General features: G+C 66.9%; 18 protein-coding genes and 1 pseudogene. 13 read left to right on the top strand and 6 right to left on the bottom strand.

What is annotated here, in order from left to right; genetic code table 11:
* Positions 1-27 precede the first annotated feature (27 nt).
* Positions 28-656 (bottom strand): annotated as a pseudogene (locus tag ERC79_RS15790) (hypothetical protein).
* Between the two features lie 43 nt (positions 657-699).
* On the bottom strand, positions 700-1,221 hold the full coding sequence (locus ERC79_RS15795) for a hypothetical protein (protein WP_131579404.1): 522 nt from the start codon (positions 1,219-1,221) through the stop codon (positions 700-702).
* Between the two features lie 318 nt (positions 1,222-1,539).
* On the opposite strand from ERC79_RS15795, the gene ERC79_RS15800 reads away from it, so the two are divergent.
* Both ERC79_RS15800 and ERC79_RS15805 read left to right on the top strand, forming a co-directional pair.
* Positions 1,540-2,424, top strand: a complete 885-nt coding sequence (locus ERC79_RS15800; RefSeq protein WP_131579405.1) for a phosphoribosylaminoimidazolesuccinocarboxamide synthase — start codon at positions 1,540-1,542, stop codon at positions 2,422-2,424.
* A gap of 1 nt (position 2,425) precedes the next feature.
* Positions 2,426-4,543, top strand: coding sequence for a S9 family peptidase (locus ERC79_RS15805; RefSeq protein ID WP_131579406.1), 2,118 nt, complete (start codon positions 2,426-2,428; stop codon positions 4,541-4,543).
* A gap of 64 nt (positions 4,544-4,607) precedes the next feature.
* Here the strand turns inward: ERC79_RS15805 and ERC79_RS15810 are convergent, their stop codons facing one another.
* Positions 4,608-5,309, bottom strand: a complete 702-nt coding sequence (locus tag ERC79_RS15810; RefSeq protein ID WP_131579407.1) for a response regulator — start codon at positions 5,307-5,309, stop codon at positions 4,608-4,610.
* On the bottom strand, positions 5,306-6,907 hold the full coding sequence (locus ERC79_RS15815) for a sensor histidine kinase (RefSeq protein WP_131581214.1): 1,602 nt from the start codon (positions 6,905-6,907) through the stop codon (positions 5,306-5,308). Before ERC79_RS15815 ends, ERC79_RS15810 begins: the two co-directional genes overlap by 4 nt.
* A gap of 175 nt (positions 6,908-7,082) precedes the next feature.
* On the opposite strand from ERC79_RS15815, the gene ERC79_RS15820 reads away from it, so the two are divergent.
* From ERC79_RS15820 to ERC79_RS15830, 3 genes are all read left to right on the top strand, one after another.
* A complete protein-coding gene (locus ERC79_RS15820) occupies positions 7,083-8,531 on the top strand; it encodes a cation:dicarboxylase symporter family transporter (protein ID WP_131579408.1) in 1,449 nt (482 codons plus the stop codon).
* A gap of 86 nt (positions 8,532-8,617) precedes the next feature.
* The gene (locus tag ERC79_RS15825; protein WP_131579409.1) at positions 8,618-9,112 is read left to right on the top strand and encodes a glutathione peroxidase; all 495 of its coding nucleotides are present in this window, start codon (positions 8,618-8,620) and stop codon (positions 9,110-9,112) included.
* A gap of 100 nt (positions 9,113-9,212) precedes the next feature.
* The gene (locus ERC79_RS15830) at positions 9,213-9,917 is read left to right on the top strand and encodes a DUF2334 domain-containing protein (RefSeq protein WP_131579410.1); all 705 of its coding nucleotides are present in this window, start codon (positions 9,213-9,215) and stop codon (positions 9,915-9,917) included.
* Positions 9,918-9,929: 12 nt separating this feature from the next.
* On the opposite strand, the gene ERC79_RS15835 is transcribed toward ERC79_RS15830, so the two are convergent.
* Positions 9,930-10,577: an MBL fold metallo-hydrolase gene (locus ERC79_RS15835; RefSeq protein WP_131579411.1), complete on the bottom strand. Its 648-nt coding sequence runs from the start codon at positions 10,575-10,577 to the stop codon at positions 9,930-9,932.
* 142 nt (positions 10,578-10,719) lie between these two features.
* Between ERC79_RS15835 and purS the strand changes: the two genes are divergently transcribed.
* Together purS and purQ are read left to right on the top strand one after the other, a co-directional pair.
* Positions 10,720-10,956: a phosphoribosylformylglycinamidine synthase subunit PurS gene (gene purS, locus ERC79_RS15840; RefSeq protein ID WP_013414946.1), complete on the top strand. Its 237-nt coding sequence runs from the start codon at positions 10,720-10,722 to the stop codon at positions 10,954-10,956.
* 2 nt (positions 10,957-10,958) lie between these two features.
* Positions 10,959-11,660, top strand: coding sequence for a phosphoribosylformylglycinamidine synthase subunit PurQ (purQ, locus tag ERC79_RS15845; protein WP_131579412.1), 702 nt, complete (start codon positions 10,959-10,961; stop codon positions 11,658-11,660).
* Positions 11,661-11,759: 99 nt separating this feature from the next.
* On the opposite strand, the gene ERC79_RS15850 is transcribed toward purQ, so the two are convergent.
* Positions 11,760-12,707, bottom strand: coding sequence for a Dyp-type peroxidase (locus ERC79_RS15850; RefSeq protein ID WP_131579413.1), 948 nt, complete (start codon positions 12,705-12,707; stop codon positions 11,760-11,762).
* Positions 12,708-12,823: 116 nt separating this feature from the next.
* On the opposite strand from ERC79_RS15850, the gene ERC79_RS15855 reads away from it, so the two are divergent.
* The 6 genes from ERC79_RS15855 to ERC79_RS15880 all read left to right on the top strand — a co-directional run bounded on the left by ERC79_RS15855 (position 12,824) and on the right by ERC79_RS15880 (position 20,341).
* On the top strand, positions 12,824-13,174 hold the full coding sequence (locus ERC79_RS15855) for a VOC family protein (RefSeq protein ID WP_131579414.1): 351 nt from the start codon (positions 12,824-12,826) through the stop codon (positions 13,172-13,174).
* Between the two features lie 68 nt (positions 13,175-13,242).
* On the top strand, positions 13,243-14,544 hold the full coding sequence (locus ERC79_RS15860) for a M18 family aminopeptidase (RefSeq protein ID WP_165497145.1): 1,302 nt from the start codon (positions 13,243-13,245) through the stop codon (positions 14,542-14,544).
* Positions 14,545-14,705: 161 nt separating this feature from the next.
* Entirely contained in the window at positions 14,706-15,419 is a 714-nt protein-coding gene (locus ERC79_RS15865; protein WP_131579416.1) for a hypothetical protein, read from the top strand.
* A 195-nt stretch (positions 15,420-15,614) separates the two neighbouring features.
* On the top strand, positions 15,615-17,894 hold the full coding sequence (gene purL / locus ERC79_RS15870; RefSeq protein WP_131579417.1) for a phosphoribosylformylglycinamidine synthase subunit PurL: 2,280 nt from the start codon (positions 15,615-15,617) through the stop codon (positions 17,892-17,894).
* Positions 17,895-17,960: 66 nt separating this feature from the next.
* The gene (locus tag ERC79_RS15875; RefSeq protein WP_242676896.1) at positions 17,961-19,679 is read left to right on the top strand and encodes an alpha/beta hydrolase; all 1,719 of its coding nucleotides are present in this window, start codon (positions 17,961-17,963) and stop codon (positions 19,677-19,679) included.
* Positions 19,676-20,341 carry a CPBP family intramembrane glutamic endopeptidase gene (locus ERC79_RS15880; RefSeq protein WP_242676593.1) on the top strand — a complete coding sequence of 222 codons (666 nt, stop codon included), beginning with the start codon at positions 19,676-19,678 and terminating at the stop codon, positions 20,339-20,341. Before ERC79_RS15875 ends, ERC79_RS15880 begins: the two co-directional genes overlap by 4 nt.
* The last annotated feature ends 67 nt before the right edge of the window (positions 20,342-20,408 follow it).

Raw genomic sequence — 20,408 nt, forward strand, 5'->3', positions numbered from 1 at the left:
GCAGTAGCCAGAAGCGAACGGCCGACACTACCGATGCTTGGTGTATCCCTTCCAGTGTTCTGAGTCGTTAGTTCGGCCGCAGTAGTTCGCGATGGATTCGAGGATCTGATCGGCGGTGCAGGGTCGCGGTTTGTCGTTCCAGGCGCGGATGTCGGCGTTGAGTTCACGTACGGATCGGTGAGCGGAGCGGCGAAGCCACTTGTCCGGCAGCATCGGGAAGATCGGTTGAGTCCGGTCCAGCGCCTGGATCGGGGTCTTCTCATCCACGCACAGCACCAACGCCCGCTCCAGCGGGTTCAGGTACAGGCCGACTACGTCACGGACCTTCTCGGTGAACAGCGGATCCTTCGAGCTTCCACGAATCCTGCTTGTGTGGAGCCAACCGCCACACCCTCGACACCGTGGACTGTGACATGCCCAGATGTTCCGCCATCGACCGTGTCGACCAATGCGTCGCATCCTTCGGTGTCAATTCGAGCGTCGCGGTGATCAGGTCCTCGATCTTCGCGTCATCCACCATCCGCGCACGCCAAAACGATCCGCGACCGCATCGCCAATCCTGCCGCACTCGTGGGACGGCGAACCCAACCCTCCAACTCGGCCCGCTCCGCATCGCTGAGAACAATCACAGCAGCACGCGGACCCCGAGTCGCCATACCCAACAGTATCTACTGATGGACAATTTATGACTCAAGACACCTAGAGGGCTCGCCTCCAGAGCCGGACGATCACGTACCCGTTGAGGGCGGCGATCGCGACGTACGGGATGAGGACCACGCACGCTGCCAAGGGCGAGAACGACAGCTCCGAGCTGCTCGGATCGTGCTGCCCGGCGAGTGCCACCGTGTCGGCGACGATGTTGTAGGCGAGGACCGCGACGACGAGCACGACTGCCGCACTGCCGATCGAGGCGAGCCGGCGTCCGAAGCGGAACCGTCGTTTCAGGGCGGTTGCCCCGAACAGTGACACCAGGATCGCCGGCACGAACACGACCAGGCCGACGAAGCCCGCGAAAAGCCAGGTGAGCACCACATCGTCGATCAGCGGCCAACGATTGCCTTCGACGGCTGCCGCCAGCACCGAAAGGATGAGCAGCAGGATCGGCAGCAGCGCCACCCACGTGACCCAGGCGGCGTCACGTGGGTGCCACCCGGTGTCGTGCCGGGAGGGGTTGTCGATCCCGGGGCCGGCGGGTGCGTCCGTTCCATGCAGCTCGCTCATCCCGCCAGGCTGCCACAGTGCCTGCCACAAACCGAGATCCTTCTTTTTTCGGTGAGTCCGGTCGTCCGGATCAGCCCGCGTTCGCCTGCTCGGCCCGCGGCATCAGCGTCGACGACACCGTCAGCAGCGCCCCGACCGCGAACACAGCGATGCCCCTCTCCGCGTTTTGCGCACTTGTCGCGGTTTCGGGGACCGATTCCGGGCGATAAGTGCGCAAAACGCGGGAGGGAGGGGCGGTCGTGGTCGCCGGTGTCCGGATGACCGGCCACGCGTGTGCTGTGCCGTGCACCGATCCGCGGGCCCGATAGGGTAGCCAACGTGCGTCCTTCACTCGAGTCCTACACCCACCTGGCAGGCGGCAAGGTCCGCGATCTGTACACGATCGACGACGAGCACCTGCTGCTGGTCGCGAGTGACCGGATCTCGGCCTACGACCACGTGCTGACGACCCCGATCCCCGACAAGGGCCGTGTGCTCACCGCGATGAGCGTGTTCTTCTTCGAGAAGCTCGGTGGCAACAACCACCTGGCGGGGGACCCGCTGGACGAGCGCATCCCCGAGGAGGTCCTCGGTCGGGCCCTCGTGGTCCGCAAGCTGAACATGCTCCCCGTCGAGTGCGTCGCCCGGGGGTATCTCACCGGCTCGGGACTGCTGGACTACCAGCGCACGGGCGCGGTGTGCGGCGTCGAACTACCGGAGGGCCTGGTCGAGGCGAGCAAGCTGCCGGATCCGATCTTCACCCCGGCCAGCAAGGCCGACCTCGGCGATCACGACGAGAACATCGACTTCCAGACCGTCATCGAGAAGGTGGGTCAGGATCTCGCGGTGAAGTTGCGCGAGGACACCCTCGACATCTACTTCCGGGCGTCGAGCTTCGCAGCCGAACGCGGAGTCATCCTCGCCGACACGAAGTTCGAGTTCGGGCTCGACTCCGACGGCAACCTCGTCCTCGCCGACGAGGTGCTGACGCCGGATTCGTCGCGTTACTGGCCGGCGGACGGTTACGAGCCGGGCAAGGTGCAGCCGAGCTTCGACAAGCAGTTCGTGCGCAACTGGCTCACCAGCCCTGCGTCGGGCTGGGACCGTGCGTCGGACACCCCGCCGCCGGCGCTGCCGCAGGAGATCGTGGATGCGACCCGCGCGCGCTACATCGAGGCGTACGAGCGCATCTCCGGGCTCTCCTTCGAGGATTGGGCGGGCTGAGATGACTGCGCTCACTCCTCCCGTGGCCAATCGGGTTCCCCTCGAGCGCACCCATCACGGTGACACGTTCGTGGACCACTACGAGTGGTTGCGCGCCAAGGAGGATCCGGAGGTCGTCGAGTACCTGGAGGCCGAGAACGCGTACACCGCGCAGCAGCTCGAGCATCTGGAGCCGTTGCGCGAGAAGCTCTTCCAAGAGATCAAGTCTCGCACGCAGGAAACCGACATGTCGGTGCCGACGCGGCTGGGCGACTGGTGGTACTACGCCCGCACCACCGAGGGAAAGCAGTACGGCGTGCAATGCCGGTGCCCGATCGCGGGACCGGACGACTGGACTCCGCCCGAACTGTCCGTCGATACCGTCATCCCCGGCGAGCAGGTGCTGCTCGACGCCAACGCCCTGGCCGACGGACACGAGTTCTTCTCGCTCGGCGCGTTCTCGGTGAGCCACGACGGCACTCTGCTGGCGTACTCCGTCGACGTGATAGGCGACGAGCGCTACACGCTGCGGTTCAAGAACCTCACCACCGGTGAGCTGCTTGCCGATGAGATTCCCGACACCGCGCCGGGTGTCACGTGGGCGATCGATCACCAGCACGTCTTCTATCTGACGGTGGACGAGTCGTGGCGGCCCGACACCGTGTGGCGGCACAAGCTCGGCACCACGCAGAACCAGGACGTCCAGGTCTTCCACGAGCCGGACGAGCGCTACTGGGTGGCGGTCGGGTCCACTCGTAGCGAGAAGTACCTGATGATCTGGCTCGGGTCGAAGGTGACGACTGAGGGCTGGATGCTCGAGTCGGCGAATCCCGAGGGCAGTTTCCGGGTGATCCTGCCCCGCCGTGAGGGTGTCGAATACTCGGCGGAACATGCCGTGATCGCCGGCGAGGACCGTTTCCTGATCCTGCACAACGACGTCGTCGACGGTGAGAAGGCCGAGAACTTTGTGCTCGCGCAGGCCCCGGCGTCGGATCCGGCCGCGATGGAGATCCTCGTCCCGCACCGTCACGATGTGCGCCTCGAGGACATCGACACGTTCGCTGACTACCTCGTGCTCAGCTACCGCCGGGACGTGCTGACCCGGTTGGCAATCTGGCCGCTCACCGCGGACGGCTACGGCGAGCTCACCGAGATGGAGTTCGACGAGGAACTGTTCTCGGTGGGCCTGGGCTCCAATCCTGAGTGGGACCAGCCCACCCTGCGTCTGGGCTATACATCGTTCATCACGCCGTCTCGGGTGTACGACTACCAGCTTGCGACCGGTGAATTGCTGCTGCGCAAGACCCAGCCGGTGCTCGGCGGGTTCGATCCGGCCGAGTACGAGCAGTTGCGTGAGTGGGCTATCGCAGAAGACGGCACTCGCATTCCGCTGTCGATGGTGCGGCGCAAGGGGGTCGGCAGTGGCCCGGCTCCGACATTGCTGTACGGGTATGGGTCGTACGAGGTCAGCATCGACCCGGCCTTCTCGGTGGCTCGACTGTCGTTACTCGACCGGGGCATGGTGTTCGCTGTCGCGCACGTGCGCGGTGGTGGCGAGATGGGGCGGCACTGGTACGAGAACGGCAAGGCGCTCACCAAGAAGAACACCTTCACGGACTTTGTTTCCTGCGCAAGGCATCTCGTCGCTGAAGGTTGGACGACGCCAGCGCAACTGGTGGCCGACGGTGGCAGTGCGGGTGGTCTGCTGATGGGAGCCGTCGCGAACCTTGCGCCCGAGCTGTTTGCCGGCATCCTCGCGAACGTGCCGTTCGTCGATCCGCTCACTTCGATACTGGACCCGGAACTTCCGCTGACGGTGATCGAGTGGGACGAGTGGGGCAACCCGCTCGAGGATCCGCAGGTGTACGAGTACATGCGGTCCTACAGCCCGTACGAGAACGTCGAGGCCAAGGACTATCCGGCGATCCTCGCGATCACCAGCATCAACGACACCAGAGTTTTGTACGTCGAGCCCGCGAAATGGGTTGCGGCGTTGCGGGCAACAAAGACCGGTGACACACCACTGTTGCTCAAGACCGAGATGAGTGCCGGGCACGGTGGCGTCAGCGGACGCTACGAGAAGTGGAAGGAAGTCGCATTCGAGTACGCGTGGGTGCTCGACACCGCAGGCGCGGTGTAGCGCGCTCGGACGCCACCTGCGCGGTATCGAGGTTCCGACCTTGTCGACGGCAGTAGCACCGCAGTCAGTGCGCGGCGTCGGCCCAGGCGTATCGCACCTGCGGCCGACCTGCCCGACCGTATTCGGTTTCCCGGGCGAGTGCCCCGTCGTCGGCTAGGCGTTCGAGATACCGCCACGCCGTCACACGCGAGACCCCGACGGCAGCGGCGACCTCCGCTGCCGTCATCGGCCGATCGGCGTCGCGGATGCACGCGCCGATGCGGTCCGCAGTCTGCGGCGCAACGCCTTTCGGTGAGGTGGCGCGTTCGTCGACGCTGCGCAGCACCGCCATCGCGCGGTCGATGTCCCGCTGGCTCGCGGCGGTGCCGCCCTCGGTCAGCGCGGCCCGGAACTCGCGGAAGTGCTCGAGCTTGTCCCGCAGTGCGGCGAACGTGAACGGCTTGAGCAGGTACAGCACAACTCCTCGGGTCACCGCCGCCCGGACCACCGCGAGGTCGCGAGCCGAGGTGACGGCGATGATGTCGGGGCTGGGGCGCAGACCACTCAGCGCGCCCGCGAGGTCCAGCCCGCTGGCGTCGGGCAGACCGATGTCGAGCAGGACGAGATCGATCGGGTCGTCACCGACGGCGGCGTCGGTGACAGCACGAATTGCGGCGTTCGCGGTATGCACCACGGTGTGAACCGAGAAGCCTTCCATCCGTTCGACATACGAGCGATGTGCCTCCGCGATCAGTGGTTCGTCCTCGACGATCAGGACCCGGATCATGCGGTTCCGTCCTTCGTTTCGGGGCCGTGCAAGGGGATCTCGACGACCAGCATTCCGGCGAGCGACGGTTCGGTCCGCAGGCGCCCGCCGTGCCGGGTCACCACCTGCGCTACCAGTGCCAGGCCGAGCCCGCGCTGCATCGCCGGTCGACCGTTCACCTGCTTGGTCGAGTATCCGCGGGTCATCGCGCGCGCCAGTGTGTTCGGATCCAGGCCTGGACCACTGTCGGCAACGCGGATCACGAGATTCGAATCCTCCTCCGAGACGGTCACTTCCACCCAAGGCGTCGAGCCTTCCGCGTCGGCAGATCGTGCCGCGTCGACGGCGTTGTCGATCAGGTTGCCCACCACGGTCACCAACTCGATTGGGCTCAGCGTACGGACCGGTCCGAGTGCGGTGTCCTCGGTGATCGTCAGCTCCACACCGTGCTGTGCGGCCTCGTTGACCTTGCCGAGTAGCAGCGCTGCCAGCGCCGGCTCGTGTACCGCCGTCATCAGTCTGTCGATCAACTGCTGCGACATCTGCAGTTCCGCAGTGGTGAAAGCGACGGCCTCGTCGTGCCGGCCCAACTCCACCATTGTCACAATCGTGTGGAGACGATTGGCGTACTCGTGGGCCTGGGCGCGCAGCGACTCTGCGACACTGCGCGCCGAGTCCAATTCGCCCAGGGTGTTCTGCAATTCGGTGCGGTCGCGCAACGTAACGACCGTGCCGATCCGCCTTCCCTCCCACAGCACGGGGGCACGTCCTACGAGTAGTACCCGGTCGGCCGTCACATGGACCTCATCCTGCTCCTCGTCGGCGTCGGGTCCGATCCGGCGCAGCGTCTCGGGCAACTGATCGAGCGTGATCGGCCCGTCCGGAAGCCACAGCAACCGGCGTGCCTCGTCGTTGACGACGTCCACCCGCCCGCGCCCGTCGTGCTCGCGACCGAACACGATCAGTCCTTCGCCGATGGAACGCAGCACCGCGTCGTGATGCTCGTACAAACGGCGCAGTTCGTCCGGGTCGAGCCCCAGCGTCTGGCGTCGGATGCGATTGCTCACCCACATCGCACCGATCGCAGCGATCCCGACCGCGAGCGCGGCGATCCCCAGCAGCGATGGCAGCCCCCGCTCGAATTCCTTGCCGATCCGTTCGCGGGTGACCCCGACCGCGACCAAGCCGAGTAGTTCGCCGCCGTCGCGGACGGGCGTCACCGCCCGGATCGACGGACCGAGCGATCCGGCGTAAGTCTCGGTGAATGTCTCGCCGGCCAGGGCCCGCTCGATGCTCCCTGTGAAGCGCTGCCCGATCAACGTCGGATCGGTGTGGGTGTATCGCGTGCGGTCCGGCGCCATGACGACGATGAAATCGGTGTCCGTGGCTGCGCGGATGCGTTCGGTCTCCGGCTGTAGCAATGCGGTCGGGTCAGGACTGCGCAGCGCCGCGACCGTCGACTTGGACAGCGCGAGGGTCTCTGCGATTCCGGTCACCTCACGGCGGATCGCGGCGTCGGAGTCGTGGCGCTCGTCTAGGACGGCCAGCACCGAGATCGCGGTGATGACCAGCGTCAACACGACCAGCTGGAGGATCAGCAGCCGCCTGGCGACGCTCATCGGCTTGCGGGACACGGCCCGGGTCACCTCGATCCACTCGTGAAACTAATGAACACAAACTTCACCGGCCCGTCGATCGGGACCAGCATTCACTGACGAGCCCAAGGTGACCCCGATCACTCGAAGATCACCTGCTTCGGCTCCTCGAGAAACCACCCGATCAAGAGGACACCTCATGAGCACGAGTGCAACAGGGAAGCCGGGCGCCGCGCAACTGACGCCGCAACCGGCGGACAAGAAGAAGACCCGCGACCGCACACATTGGCTGTACGTCGGCGTCATCATCGCCGTGGTCGCCGGAGTCCTAGTCGGCTGGCTGGCCCCCGAGGCGGGCAAGTCCCTCGGCGTGCTCGGCACGATGTTCGTGGATCTGATCAAGATGATGATCAGCCCGGTGATCTTCTGCACCATCGTCCTCGGAATCGGATCGGTGCGGGCGGCCGCCAGCGTCGGTAAGGTCGGCGGGCTCGCCCTTGCGTACTTCATCGGCATGTCCACCGCTGCGCTCGGAATCGGGCTGGTCGTCGGCAACCTGCTCAACCCCGGTAGCGGGCTCGATATCACCGCAGACACCGCGAGCACCGGCGCGGCCCTAGCCGAGAAGGCACATGCGGCCGGCGGCACCATGGACTTCATCGGGTCGATCATTCCTACCTCGATGCTCTCGTCGCTCACCGAGGGCAGCGTGCTGCAGACCCTCTTCGTCGCGCTGCTGGTCGGATTCGGACTGCAGGCCATGGGCCGCCAGGGCGAGCCGGTGCTGCGTGGCATCGGGTACGTGCAGAAGCTCGTGTTCAAGGTGCTGTCGATGATCCTGTGGCTCGCGCCCATCGGTGCATTCGGCGCCATCGCGAACGTCGTGGGTCAGACCGGCCTCGGGGCCGTGGTGCAGCTCGGCGCCCTCATGCTCGGCTTCTACCTGACGTGCCTGATCTTCGTGTTCGGCGTGCTCGGCAGCATACTGCGGGTCGTTGCCGGGGTGTCGATCTTCAAGCTCGTGCGCTACCTCGCACGGGAGTACCTGCTGATCTTCGCGACGTCATCGTCGGAGTCGGCCCTGCCGCGCCTCATCGCGAAGATGGAGCACGTCGGTGTCGAGCGCACCACTGTCGGCGTCGTCGTGCCCACCGGCTACTCGTTCAACCTCGACGGCACCGCGATCTACCTGACCATGGCGTCGATCTTCATCGCCGACGCGATGGGGCAACCGCTGGCACTTCCCGAGCAGTTGTCGCTGTTGGTCTTCATGATCATCGCGTCGAAGGGTGCGGCGGGTGTCAGCGGTGCCGGTCTCGCCACCCTGGCGGGCGGCCTGCAGAGCCACCGGCCCGAACTGCTCGACGGCGTCGGACTGATCGTCGGTATCGACCGATTCATGTCCGAGGCTCGTGCGGTCACCAACTTCTCCGGAAACGCCGTCGCCACGCTGTTGGTCGGGACGTGGACCAAGTCCGTCGACACCGAGCGCGTCCGTGCAGTGCTCGCAGGTGAACTGCCGTTCGACGAGGGCAGTATGGTCGACGACCACGACGTGCCTGCCGAGCCGCCGCAACAGCCGGTGGAGGGGCCGGTGCGCCCAACGGCACTACCGGCCTCCGCCGAGCGGGAACTGGCAAGCGCATGATGTTCATGAGACGGATGCCTTTCCCGGTGGACGGGACCCGCGCGTGGATGGAGCGCACACAGGTCACCTTCGCTAGGTTGGACACCATGACGACCCCACTGCAGAACATCGGTATCAACACCCTCGGCGGTGTGCCGACCTCGCTCGGTGAGTACGGGGGCCGCGCCGTCCTCCTGGTGAACGTGGCCTCCAAATGCGGACTGACTCCGCAGTACACCGCCCTCGAGAAGCTGGCCACCGAGTACTCCGAGCGCGGCCTCACCGTGATCGGCATCCCGTGCAACCAGTTCATGGGCCAGGAGCCGGGCACGCCCGAGGAGATCGAGACTTTCTGCTCCACCACGTACGGCGTCACGTTCCCGCTGATGGAGAAGGTCGAGGTCAATGGTGAGAACAGGCACCCGCTGTACGCCGAGCTCACCAAGACCGCGGACGCCGACGGCGAGGCCGGCGACATCCAGTGGAACTTCGAGAAGTTCCTGATCGCCCCGGACGGCACCGTCGTGAACCGGTTCCGTCCTCGCACCGAGCCCGACGCACCCGAGGTGATCGCAGCCATCGAGGCCGTCCTGCCCCGGTAGGCGGCTTCGACGCCCGTGCGCCTTTTTGGTAGCCAGAACGACCAAAAAGGCGCACGGGCGCGTAAGCGCCTGTTCACCTGCGGCTGGCATCCTCGGAATCATGACCGGACAGTTGATCGTGTCGGTGTCGGGAATCAGGGACGAGACCGCCCAGGTGGTTGCTGACTTCGCCACCGAGATGGACTGCCGGTCCGTCCCGCTGTCGCTGCTCGTGGCGCCCCGGCTCAAGGACAAGTACCGGCTGGTCTCCGACGCCGTCACACAGGACTGGTTGCGGGACCGGCGCGATCGCGGCGACGCGATCGTTCTGCACGGCTACGACCAGGCCGCCACCAAGCATCGCCGGGCCGAGTTCGCGGCACTGCCCGAGCACGAGGCGCGGCTGCGCCTGCTCGCTGCGGACCGCGTGCTCGAGGAGGTGGGGTTGCGGACTCGGCTGTTCGCACCGCCGCGCTGGATCGCCTCGCCGGGCGCCGTCACTGTGCTGCCGAGTGTCGGATTCCGGCTACTCGCCGGCATGACCGCGGTCCGCGATCTCGCCGACGGGGCCACCGTGCGCAGCCACGTCATCGGTGTCGGTGATGGCTTCCGCGCCGAGCCGTGGCGGTGCCGCGCGATGGTTCTCGGCGCTTCCCGCGGCGCTCGGCGCGGACGCCTCGTCCGGCTCGCGATCTCCGCGAAGCAACTTGGCAAGCCCGGACCGCGTCAGGCCGTACTCGACGCCGTCGATCTCGCACTGCACCACGGCGCTCGGCCGACGGTCTACCGCTGGCCGTTGCAGGACGGGGTACGCGAGGTGGCTTGACCCAGCGGCCGCTCAGGAAACCTCGACGCTCGACTCTTCCGGGAGAACGCGGAATTCCGTTCCGCCCGGTCCCATTTCGGTGAGACGCCCGTAGTAGATGCCCCGGGCCTCCTTTGCGACGATGCCCTGGTGGATCGGGACCGCGACCCTCGGATGCACCGCGCGCAGGTAGTCGACCGACTCGGAGATCTTCAGCCACGGGGCCGCCGCGGGGATCGCCAGCACGTCCACTTTCTGCTCCGGGACGAAAAGCGAGTCACCCGGGTGCATCAGCTTGGCCGGGTTCTCGGCATCGCCGAGCAGGTACGCGGTGTTGTCGATCAGCGGGATCTCCGGATGGATCACCGCGTGCGTGCCACCGGTGCCGGTCACCTGGACCTCGCCGACGTTGAAGACGTCGCCCGGGTACACCGCCGTCCACGCATCGCCCAGCATCGCCGTCGTCTGTGGGTCGGCGTACAAGCCCGCGCCGGGGTTCGCGTCGACCAGCGCGGGGAGCCGTGCCGGGTCGGCATGGTCGGGGTGCTGGTGGGTGATCAGGATGGCGTCGAGGCCCGTGATCCCCTCGAATCCGTGCGAGAAGTTGCCCGGGTCGAACAGGATTTTCGCGCCATCGAGTTCAACGAGGACACAGGAGTGGCCGAAGTGCGTCAGTCGCATGAGACGAGTATGCGGGATCACATCCGGCAGTGGGAGTGGCGTCGGACGATCACTCGATGCGGAGCGCGGTTTGCCTCAACGGTAAACTCCTGGATGCCCGGTGAGATCCCGGGCGGAACCCAGCCATAGCGAGGAGCAGCACGTGGCCCGTGTCGTTGTCGATGTCATGCCCAAGGCCGAAATTCTCGACCCTCAGGGGCAGGCCATTGTCGGGGCCCTGTCTCGACTCGGTCATGCCGGTGTGTCGGATGTTCGGCAGGGTAAGCGATTCGAACTCGAGGTCGACGACACCGTCAGCGACGACGAGCTCGCGACGATCGCCGAGTCGCTGCTGGCGAACACGGTGATCGAGGACTGGAAGGTCACGCGAGTCCAGTGAACATGAGCGCAGCGACGACCGGTAAGACCGGCGCGCGTATCGGAGTCATCACGTTCCCGGGCACGCTCGACGACGTCGACGCTGCCCGCGCTGTCCGCCTGGCCGGCGGCGAGGCCGTCAGCCTGTGGCACGGCGACGCCGACCTCAAGGGCGTGGACGCGGTCATCGTGCCCGGTGGTTTCTCGTACGGCGACTACCTGCGCTGTGGTGCCATCGCACGCTTCGCGCCGGTGATGGGCGAGGTCGTCAAGGCTGCCGACGGCGGCATGCCGGTCCTCGGCATCTGCAATGGCTTCCAGGTGCTGTGCGAGGCGGGTCTGTTGCCGGGCGCGCTGACCCGCAACGCGGGTCTGCACTTCGTATGCCGCGACCAGTGGCTGAAGGTCGAGTCCAACTCGACGGCATGGTCGTCTCGCTACGAGGTGGGTGCCGAGATCCTCGTTCCACTCAAGTCGGGTGAGGGCCGCTACCAGGCCTCCGAGCGGGTGCTCGACGAGCTCGAGGGTGAGGGCCGCGTGGTGTTCCGCTACGCCGGCGAGAATCCGAACGGCTCGCAGCGTGGCATCGCCGGCATCGCCTCGGCCAACGGCCGCGTCGTGGGTCTCATGCCGCACCCCGAGCATGCCACCGAGGCGCTCACCGGCCCGAGCGACGATGGACTCGGCATGTTCTACTCCGCGCTCGAGAGCGTGCTGACGGCCTGAGCCACCGGCTTTTCGAGACCTGAACGGACCCTTCGGTCGCTGCGAGCGACCGAAGGGTCCCTTCGTCTGAATGGTTCGGGCGGCGGCAACCCCTCCGCGTCAGATCGCCGGGGCCGGCGGCAGTGCGTCGAGGAAGTCCTCGGTGGGGGCGAAGAACAGCGAACCGGTGACGGCGACCGAGAAGTCGAGCAGCCGATCGTAATTGCCACGCGGGTTGCCGAGGAACATGTTCTCGAGCATCTGCTCGGTGATAGCGGGCTTCCGGCAGTAGCCGATGAAGAATGTGCCCATCTCGTCGCCGACCCGGCCGTACGGCATGTTGGCGCGCAGGATCTCGAGTGCGTTGCCGTCCTCGTCCTTGATGGCGTTGAGCGCGACGTGTGAGTTGGCGGGCTTGACATCGGCGGTCATCTCGATGTCGTCGTGCTTGCTGCGGCCGATCACTCGCTCCTGCTCGGTGACGGGCAGTGCCTCCCAGTCGGCCATTGTGTGTACGTAGCGCTGGATGTGCACGTACGAGCCGCCGGCGAATCGCGCATCCTCCGCGCCGACGGTCACCGCCGCGACCGCCTGCTGTCCACTCGGGTTCTCGGTGCCGTCCACGAATCCGATGAGGTCACGGTTCTCGAAGTACTGGAAGCCGTGCACCTCGTCGACCACGGTGGCTGCACCGTCGAGACGTTTGACGATCTGGTGGGCGAGCTCGAAGCACGCATCCGGTGTTTGCGCCCGGATGTGGAACAGCAGGTCGCCCGGGGTGGCGGGCGCGAGGTGCTTGTCGCCGCGCAGTTCGACGAACTCGTGCAGCTGCGCCGGCCGCGGGCCCGTGAACAGCCGGTCCCAGGCGGTCGATCCGATCGCGACCACGAGTTCGAGGTTGGATCCGGGAACCCGCAGGCCCACTGCGCGGCCCAGCCCGGTGACGTCGGTGAGCAGGGTTCGGACCGTCGTCTCCCCTCCGGGTGCGATGGTGGCGACGAGGAAGATCGCGGCCGGGGACAGCGGTGTGGCCACCGGCTGAGACTGGGGGAGGGGAGCGTCGGGCATCGGGACTCCGGTTCGTGCGGCGCGGCCGCACGTGCGACCGCAGTCGATCTGGGCGTGGTCAATCTAGCGTCTGATTCGGACAGGCGAATGTCGGTCCCACGCGCTAGCGTCCGAGCATGACATTGACACTGGGCATGATCACGTTCGATTCGACGGACCCCGGGCCGCTTGCGCGCTGGTGGGCAGACCTCACGGGCGGCACGATCGAGACGGAGAACGACGGCTGGTTCTACATGGTCGGGATTCCGGGCTGGGGGCAGAAGCTGGGATTCCAGAAGGTCGATGATCCGGCGGCCGGCAAGAACCGCCTCCACATGGATTTGGGTTCTCTCGACTTGGACGCGGAGGTCGACCGGGTGCTTGCGGCGGGCGCCGTCGAGGTACGCCGGGAGAACATGGACGGCTTCCGCTGGGTGGTGTTCGCCGACCCGCAGGGCAACCAGTTCTGTGTATCCGGTGCGCACTGATAGGTATCCCGAGCGCACTGATCTGGGTATCCCGAGCGCACTGATACCGGTATTGCATGATTGTCGGTATGCCATTGATGACGCAGGCCGACGCCCCCGGATTGTGTTCGTTCGTTGACGCGTCGCCGTCGCCGTTTCACGTGTGCACGACGGTCGCGGCCGCGCTCACCGAGCACGGATTCACCGCACTACGGGAGACCGAGGCCTGGCCCTCGGCGCCCGGTCGGTACTACCTGATTCGTGGTGGATCGCTGATCGCATGGAGCACAGAGGGCGTGCGGGAATCCGGTGCGGCTGTTGCTTCGCAGCCGTTCCGGATCGTCGGCGGGCACACGGACAGCCCGAACCTGCGGGTCAAGCAGCACCCGGACCTGTTGTCGGCCGGATGGCAGCTGGTGGGCCTCGAGCCCTACGGCGGTGCGCTGCTCAATTCGTGGCTGGACCGCGACCTCGGGGTGTCCGGTCGGCTCAGCGTCCGGGCGGGCGACACTGTCGAGGACGTGTTGATCCGGGTCGACCGGCCGATCCTGCGGGTGCCGCAGCTGGCGATTCACCTGTCCGAGGACCGCAAGGGCATTCAGCTGGACCCGCAGCGGCACGTGAACGCGGTGTGGGGGACGGGCACGGAGCCGCGGTCCTTCATCGGCTTCCTCGCTGCCGAGGCCGGGGTCTCGCCGGAGTCGGTGCTGGGGTGGGAGCTGATGACGCACGACCTCGCACCCAGTGTGGTGGTCGGTGGGGACGCGTCCCTGATCAGTGCGCCCCGGCTGGACAATCAGGGCACCTGCTATGCGGGGATGCGGGCGTTGCTCGCGGCCGTCGACGAGCCGGGCCGGTGCACCCCCGTGCTCGCGCTGTTCGATCACGAAGAGGTGGGCAGCATGTCTGATCGGGGTGCGTTCTCGGACCTGCTGAACTCCGTGCTCGAGCGAATCGTGCTGCTGCGCGGCGGTGGGCGTGAGGATTTCCTGCGTGCGATGTCCGGCTCGGTGTGTGCGTCCGGCGACATGGCGCACGCGACGCACCCGAACTATCCGGACCGGCACGAGCCTGCTCACCGGATTGCGGTCAACGGCGGACCGGTGTTGAAGGTGAACCAGAACCTGCGCTACGCGTCCGATGCTCGCGGCTCCGCCGAGTTCGCGTTGGCGTGCGACCGAGCGAGGGTACCGCTGCAGCGGTACGTACATCGAGCGGACTTGCCGTGTGGCTCGACGATCGGTCCCATCACCGCGTCGCGGACCGGCCTGTCCACTGTCGATGTCGGTGCGCCGCAGCTGGCGATGCACTCCTCGCGTGAACTGATGGGTGTCGATGACATCCGGATGTACGCGGACGCACTGGCAGCATTCCTCACTCCTGCACGGTAGGGGCGATTTTTCCCGTTCTCCTGCGAAGTTGGACGAAGGTCCAGTAGAAAGGACTCGGCTGTCCTCGTGTCGTCTCTGCGATGCGGGTGCTGCCCATGTGCGGGCCTCGGGGAGTTCCGGCACACAGTAGTTGCAATCTTTCGTACTGAACGGAGATCTACATGTCCCGTATCTCGATGCGCCGCTTTGCGGCGGCAACCGCCGCTGCCGCCCTAGTCGCCACCGGTGTCACCGTCGGCCTCGGCTCGGGTGTCGCCGGGGCTGCCCCGACCTGCTCGCCGTCGTCGAACACGACCAAGAACGATATTTCCACCTGGGGTGTGACGCACACCTACAGCAAGACTGTGATGACCGAGCAGGCTGCGGCGGACACCGAGGTCACCTACAAGATCGTGGTGGGCACCACCGGGATCGGTAACCCCTACGTCGATCGGATCACCGATATCCCGCCGGTCGGCTTCGGCGCGCCGGTTCGGGCGCAGGTGACGGCTTACCACCTGCCGCTGGGGCAGGTCACCGAGCCGGTGACTCCGGTTGTCGACGGGATCGGCTGGAAGGTCACCAGCACCGGCTGGTTCGTCAACTCCGGCAATCCCGTGACGCTCGAGATCACCTACAAGGTTCCCGGGAACGTTTCGGTCGGTGATCAGGTGGTGAGCCGCGGGATCTCGACTGGCGGAACCGTCGGCGTCGCGGAAACCTTCTCGAACCTGACGGCCTGCTTCACCGTCCGCGCCAAGAACGCCGGCGAGTCGGTCAACGGCAGTCTCGACGGGGCAGGCCTCGGCTCCTCGGACGGGCAGATGTCCTCGACCGGGTCGATCAGTGACGTCCTCGGCGACACGATCAGCCGTATCCTGCAGAACGGTAGCTAGTACAAAGCCTTCGACCGCCCCCGGAAGCCTCGCTTCCGGGGGCGGTCGCGCTGTGGCCGGGGTGATCGCCACGAGACTCGATCCGCGGGTGCGCGGCGGGTGCGTGGCGTGTCGGTGACCCCGGCTAGACTTTGCCCTGGCAGCGCGCCGCCCGGCCTGCCGATTCGATCCCAGAGGGAAGGGACCATAAGCCCCGTGTCTCCGCAGGTAGATACCGTCACGCACGCTTCCGCGACTCCCGACGTCGCCCAGCCCTTCAAGGAGCTGGGCCTCAAGGACGACGAGTACGCCCGCATCAAGGAGATTCTCGGCCGCCGTCCCACCGATGCCGAACTCGCGATGTACTCGGTGATGTGGAGCGAGCACTGCTCCTACAAGTCCTCGAAGGTGCACCTCAAGTACTTCGGCGAGACCACCACCGACGAGATGAAAGCCTCGATGCTCGCGGGCATCGGCGAGAACGCGGGCGTCGTCGACATCGGCGACGGCTGGGCGGTCACCTTCAAGGTCGAGTCGCACAACCACCCGTCGTACATCGAGCCGTACCAGGGCGCGGCCACCGGCGTCGGCGGCATCGTCCGCGACATCATGGCGATGGGCGCGCGTCCGATTGCGGTCATGGACCAGCTGCGCTTCGGCGCCGCGGATCACGCCGACACCCGTCGCGTCGTAGACGGTGTCGTGCGCGGCGTCGGCGGCTACGGCAACTCCCTCGGCCTGCCCAACATCGGCGGTGAGACCGTCTTCGACGCGTCCTACCAGGGCAACCCGCTCGTGAACGCACTGTGCGCCGGCGCGATGCGCGTCGAGGACCTGCACCTGGCGTTCGCGTCCGGCGCGGGTAACAAGATCATTCTGTTCGGCGCCCGCACTGGGCTCGACGGCATCGGCGGCGTGTCCGTGCTCGCATCGGAGACCTTCGACGAGAGCTCGGGCGGACGCCCCAAGAAGCTCCCCGCCGTCCAGGTGGGTGACCCGTTCACCGAGAAGGTGCTCATCGAGTGCTGCCTCGACCTGTACAAGGCCAAGCTGGTCGTCGGTATCCAGGACCTCGGCGGCGCCGGACTGTCCTGCGCCACGTCGGAGCTGGCAGCTGCCGGTGACGGCGGCATGCACATCGACCTCGACCTGGTCCCGATGCGTGCCACCGGCATGACTGCTGCCGAGGTGCTCTCCAGTGAGTCTCAGGAGCGCATGTGCGCGGTGGTCACTCCCGAGAACGTCGATGCGTTCATGGAGGTCTGCAAGAAGTGGGACGTCCTCGCCACTGTCATCGGTGAGGTCACCGATGGTGAGCACCTCGTCATCGACTGGCACGGCGAAACCGTCGTCGACGTCCCGCCGCGCACTGTCGCGCACGAGGGCCCGGTGTACGAGCGCCCCGTCAAGCGTCCCGACACGCAGGACGCACTGATCGCGAACTCCACCGCGGGGCTCGAGCGCCCCGCGACCGCGGACGAACTCGAGGCGACATTGCTGAAGATGATCGCGTCGCCGGCGCTGTGCAGCCGCAAGTGGATCACCGAGCAGTACGACCGCTACGTGCGCGGTAACACCGTGCTCGCCGAGAACGCCGACGGTGGCATGGTCCGCATCGACGAGGAGACCGGACGTGGCATCGCGCTGGCCACCGACGCGTCGGGCCGCTACACCATGCTCGACCCGTACGCCGGCGCGCAGCTCGCGCTGGCCGAGGCGTTCCGCAACGTTGCGGTCACCGGAGCGACCCCGAAGGCCGTTTCCAACTGCCTCAACTTCGGTTCGCCTGAGGATCCGGGCGTCATGTGGCAGTTCCAGCAGGCCGTCCGCGGTCTGGCGGACGGCTGCGCGCAGCTCGGCATCCCCGTCACCGGCGGCAACGTCAGCTTCTACAACCAGACCGGCGCGACCGCGATCCTGCCGACCCCGGTAGTCGCGGTCCTGGGTGTGATCGACGACGTGCACCGTCGCATCCCGACCGGAGTCGGCCTCGAGCCCGGCGAGACGCTGATCCTCCTGGGGGAGACTCGCGATGAGCTCGACGGCTCCATCTGGGCGCAGGTCGAACACGGCCACCTCGGCGGCGTGCCGCCGAAGGTCGACCTCGAGCGCGAGCAGCTGCTGGCCGACATCCTGCTGGCCGGATCGCGTGACGGCCTGATCTCGGCTGCGCACGACCTGTCCGAGGGTGGCCTCGCGCAGGCCGTCGTCGAGGCCGCGCTGGCCGGCGAGACCGGCTGCCGGATCCTGCTTCCGGAGGATGCGGACCCGTTCGTGATGCTGTTCTCCGAGTCCGCCGGTCGCGTGCTGGTTGCGGTGCCGCGCACCGAGGAGACCCGCTTCACCGGAATGTGCTCCGCCCGAGGCCTGCCGTGGGTCCGGATCGGTGTCGTCGACGAGGGCTCCGACTCCGTCGAGGTGCAGGGCCAGTTCTCGGTCACGATGGCCAAGCTGCGCGAGACGGCCGAATCGACCTTGCCGGCACTGTTTGGATGATGTGTGACGGACTCGGGGGTCGAACGGGAGGCGGTCACTGAGCTGCGGGAGGACCCGCAGCCGGTGATTCCTGCCGTCTCCCGGTTCGACGATCGCCACCCCTTCGTCGTCTGGGCGTGGAGCCTGCTGAAGCTCGACTTCACCGGCATTGCGTTCGCATCACTGTTCTTCTGCTGGTCCCTGACACCCTCGCTGCTGCCGCGTGACTGGTTGTTCCAGGGACTCATCGGCGGTATCAGCGCCGCGATCGGTTACGGCGTCGGCACCGCGGCCGGCTGGCTGGTCTACGAATTCGGACTGGCCCGCCGCCCTTGGTGGCCGCTTCCCGCCCGCGTCATGTTCGCGATCAAGGTGTTCGTGCCGGTGGCCTCGGCGCTGGCCGCCGTGATCATGCTGGTCTACGCCGCCGGGTGGCAGCGGGAACTGTCCGCGCTCATGAACGCGGAAGGCACCACCACCACCGGTTACATTCGCACCGGCGGTTTGAGTCTGCTGGTCGCGGCCGCCCTGATCTCGTTGTGGCGGGTCCTGCGCGACCTCGTCCGGTGGGTTGCCCGGCAGCTCAACAAGTGGCTCAAGATCCCACGCCCCGCAGCTTCGGCCGCCGGTCTGGCCGTGGTGCTGGTGCTGGTGTTCATGCTCGTCGACGGCATTCTGCTGCGCGGCGCGTATGCCGCGATCAACTCGGTCTTCAGCCTGCAGAACAACCAGACTCGCGCGGGCGCCGTGCAACCGGCACAGCCCGAGCGCTCCGGCAGCCCGATGTCGCTGGCGCCGTGGGACAGTCTCGGATTCGAGGGGCGCAACTTCGTCTCCGGTGGCATCCACGCCGACGAGCTCACCGCGGCGAACGGCACACCGGCGAAAGAACCCATCCGGGTATACGCGGGTCTCGAGACCGCCGACGATACGGCCGCGCGCATGGACATCGTGCTGGACGAACTCGAGCGGACCAAGGCCTTCGAACGTAAGACGCTCGTCATCATTCCGACCACCGGCACCGGTTGGGTCAACCCCACCGCCGCGCAGGCGATCGAACTCGTCGAGAACGGGGACAGCGCGCTCGTCGCGGCCCAGTACTCGTACATGCCGAGCTGGATTTCGTTCATCGCCGACCGAGGCCGGGCCGCGGTCGCCGGCAACGCACTGATCCGTGCGGTGCACGACCGGTGGCTCACCAAGCCCGAGAACACCCGACCCAAGCTGTACGTCTACGGCGAGAGCCTCGGCACGCAGGCAGGTGAGGGAGCCTTCGACGGTCTCGCTGACATTCGGGACACCGTCGACGGTGTGCTGTGGGTCGGTCCGCCCAACTCGAATCCGCTGTGGAGTGCGCTCACCGAGCGCCGTGACCCGGGCACCCCCGAGGTGCTGCCGGTATATGCGGACGGACTCGTGGCGCGGTTCGCGGACGGTGCCGGATCAATTCCCGGTACACCGGGTCCGTGGCTCGATCCTCGCGTGCTGTACATCCAGCATCCGTCGGATCCGGTGGTGTGGTGGTCCACCGATCTCGCCTTCACGCGCCCCGACTGGCTCTCCGAGCCGCCCGGATTCGATCGACTGCCGTCGATGAAGTGGTTCCCGTTCGTCACGTTCTGGCAGGTCAGCGCGGATCTCGCGAATGCGGCGGGCGTACCTGACGGGCACGGACACAACTATGGCACCGTCATCCTCGACGGCTGGGTCGCAGTCACGACCCCCGATGGCTGGACGCCTGCGGACACCGAGCGGGTTCGGGGAGTGCTCGAATCGCTGAGTGGGCACGACGGGCCGGAGAAGTGAGACGGCCACCGGCGCTGTTCGCGGCGGCGGCGCTGGTGGCGTGGAACAACGGGCTGCTGCCGTCGATGGGGCTGTCGCCGCGGGGTCGTGCGACAGCAGGGACACTGCTCGCGCTCGGTGCGACCGGGACGGCGCTGGCGGCTGGTTTGAGCCGAAACGAACTGGGGCTGGGCAACATTCGCTCGGGCTTGCGGTGGGGGAGTGTGACAGCTGGCGTGCCGGTCGCTGCATACGCGGTGCTGCTCGCGGTGCCGGCGCTGCACGACAGGCTCGCCCTCACCGCCGAGGTGCGGCACGACTTCGCCGAGTGGGTCGCCGCACACATCCCGTTCGGGACCGTAGTCACGGAGGAACTGCTGTTCCGCAGTGTGCTGACCGCGCTGACCGAGCGCGCTTGGCCGCCTGGGGCGGCCGCCGCGGTCCGGGCTGCGGTGTTCGGTCTGTGGCACGTGCACCCGGCTCGGGTGGCGGGGGATCCGGTGGTGGGCACGGTCGCGCTGACGGCGGCCTCGTCGCTGCTGTTCGACGGGCTGCGCCGCGCGAGCGGTAGCGTCCTCGCCCCCGCGTTGCTGCACCTGGTGATCAATGTCGGTGGCGCGCTGGCGCTTCGGCGGATCACTGTCGTTCGGGGCGTCGCCGAGACCCCGCTACCGCCCGTGTGAGGAGGGCGTGAGTCCCGCCGATACCGGGCTTGTTCGGGCCTCCGCGATCGCTTCAGTAGATTGACGC

It is taken from the genome of Rhodococcus sp. ABRD24 (assembly GCF_004328705.1).
In the GTDB taxonomy this organism is placed as follows: Bacteria; Actinomycetota; Actinomycetes; order Mycobacteriales; family Mycobacteriaceae; genus Prescottella.

Bases quoted from the DNA above. Each gene is read 5' to 3' on its own strand.
- ERC79_RS15795 (WP_131579404.1), bottom strand. From the start codon at position 1,221: ATGAGCGAGCTGCATGGAACGGACGCACCCGCCGGCCCCGGGATCGAC.
- ERC79_RS15805 (WP_131579406.1), top strand. From the start codon at position 2,426: ATGACTGCGCTCACTCCTCCCGTGGCCAATCGGGTTCCCCTCGAGCGC.
- ERC79_RS15810 (WP_131579407.1), bottom strand. From the start codon at position 5,309: ATGATCCGGGTCCTGATCGTCGAGGACGAACCACTGATCGCGGAGGCA.
- ERC79_RS15815 (WP_131581214.1), bottom strand. From the start codon at position 6,907: ATGAGCGTCGCCAGGCGGCTGCTGATCCTCCAGCTGGTCGTGTTGACG.
- ERC79_RS15820 (WP_131579408.1), top strand. From the start codon at position 7,083: ATGAGCACGAGTGCAACAGGGAAGCCGGGCGCCGCGCAACTGACGCCG.
- ERC79_RS15825 (WP_131579409.1), top strand. From the start codon at position 8,618: ATGACGACCCCACTGCAGAACATCGGTATCAACACCCTCGGCGGTGTG.
- ERC79_RS15830 (WP_131579410.1), top strand. From the start codon at position 9,213: ATGACCGGACAGTTGATCGTGTCGGTGTCGGGAATCAGGGACGAGACC.
- ERC79_RS15835 (WP_131579411.1), bottom strand. From the start codon at position 10,577: ATGCGACTGACGCACTTCGGCCACTCCTGTGTCCTCGTTGAACTCGAT.
- purQ (WP_131579412.1), top strand. From the start codon at position 10,959: ATGAGCGCAGCGACGACCGGTAAGACCGGCGCGCGTATCGGAGTCATC.
- ERC79_RS15850 (WP_131579413.1), bottom strand. From the start codon at position 12,707: ATGCCCGACGCTCCCCTCCCCCAGTCTCAGCCGGTGGCCACACCGCTG.
- ERC79_RS15855 (WP_131579414.1), top strand. From the start codon at position 12,824: ATGACATTGACACTGGGCATGATCACGTTCGATTCGACGGACCCCGGG.
- ERC79_RS15860 (WP_165497145.1), top strand. From the start codon at position 13,243: ATGCCATTGATGACGCAGGCCGACGCCCCCGGATTGTGTTCGTTCGTT.
- ERC79_RS15865 (WP_131579416.1), top strand. From the start codon at position 14,706: ATGTCCCGTATCTCGATGCGCCGCTTTGCGGCGGCAACCGCCGCTGCC.